The sequence below is a fragment of the Tepidibacter formicigenes DSM 15518 genome, assembly GCF_900142235.1.
GTDB classification, from domain to species: domain Bacteria; phylum Bacillota; class Clostridia; order Peptostreptococcales; family Peptostreptococcaceae; genus Tepidibacter; species Tepidibacter formicigenes.
Map to the genome: position 1 here is coordinate 1 of NZ_FRAE01000141.1, position 1,438 is coordinate 1,438.

The following is a 1,438-nucleotide window of genomic DNA, read 5'->3' on the forward strand; positions in this document are numbered from 1 at the left end:
CACTTTACAAGTAATTGATTAAATTTAATCCAAAAAATAATATAACTGAGCCTTAAATTGTTAATAATCTTTAGTGATTAAACCAAAATAACAAATAAGGAGCTCAGTTATATTATGATTATTGACGATAAATCAACTTTAAAAACACTAAAAAAGTATTTATTTTTGTATAGAGATATTTTCTATAAGCGTAGCTTTGAATTATTTGTACTTACAATCTTAGCCATTATTACTATGCAAAAAGTTCAGTCTATAAAGTATATATACGAAAAATTCATATCTAAATACTGGAGCAAATCGCTTAATAGTTTTTACTATTTCTTGAATAATAAAAATTATTGCATAGACGATATAATGCGAGTTACAGCTAGAATAGGTGTATCGTTAATTCCTTTGATTACTAAAGAAAATACTTCTATATATTTATCAATTGATGATACACTTCAACCTAAATTTGGAGATAAATTTGAGCATAGATATAAACTATTTGACCATGCAAAACATAATGGCAATTCATTTATGAATGGTCATTGTATTGTATCTATGACAATGAGTATCCCTATGCAAATAGATAATGGATTTAAATATATAACAATACCTATAGGATACAAAGTCTACGATAAATCATGCACTAAATTAGAGTTAGCTAAAAATCTTATATCCATTGTAATGCCTGAATTAAAGGGGTTACAGGTTGTTGTTTTATGTGATAGTTGGTACACTAAGAAACCATTTCTACAAATTATAAAAGATTACGATAACTTAGAAATTATTGGAGCTTTACGTAGTGATACAGTTTTGTATGACTTAAAACCAGCTCCTACGGGGAAGCGTGGGAGACCAAGAATAAAAGGAGATAGATTAAATTACAGGGAATTCGATTATACAAAAGAAAGTGAATTCTACATTGCTACAGTTGAATGTATTACAAATTTATCTGCCAAACCTGTTATTATAACAGTTACAACAAAAGATATAAATACATTTTCATCTGTAAGATTATATCTAAGTACTATAAAAGTGGAGAATGTAAAGACTAAGTATAATAAAAATACTAAAGATGAAGATTCAAATATATACGGTGTATATAAAATGAGATGGAATATTGAAGTTATGTTCTATCAGCAAAAATTATTTTGGTCATTAGGAACATATATGGTTAGAAGTAAAATATCTATAGAAAAATATATAAATCTTATAGGGGTAGCATATTCAGCTATGATTTTACTACCTTTTATTAGTGCTACTTTTAAAGCGTATAGATTTTGTAGTCCACAAGAAGCTAAGCATATAATCGGCGAAGCCATTAGGGAAGAATTATTTTTTAGCAAGTTGTTGAAAATACACCAAATCAAGAAAAATCTATCTCGCATACCATATCTACGTCAATACGCTAACGTAGAGGATTTAGCAAGTTAGATTTTCTTGTAAAGTGGTG

The 1,438-nt window shown here is 27.6% G+C and carries 1 protein-coding gene; it reads left to right on the forward strand.

Annotation, left to right across the window (positions count from 1 at the left end; translation table 11 throughout):
• Positions 1-114 precede the first annotated feature (114 nt).
• Complete coding sequence (locus BUA77_RS13240; protein WP_242939137.1) at positions 115-1,419, forward strand: IS701 family transposase; 1,305 nt, start codon at positions 115-117, stop codon at positions 1,417-1,419.
• The last annotated feature ends 19 nt before the right edge of the window (positions 1,420-1,438 follow it).

Excerpts from the sequence above, each read along its gene's own strand:
- BUA77_RS13240 (WP_242939137.1), top strand. The coding sequence starts at position 115 with ATGATTATTGACGATAAATCAACTTTAAAAACACTAAAAAAGTATTTA.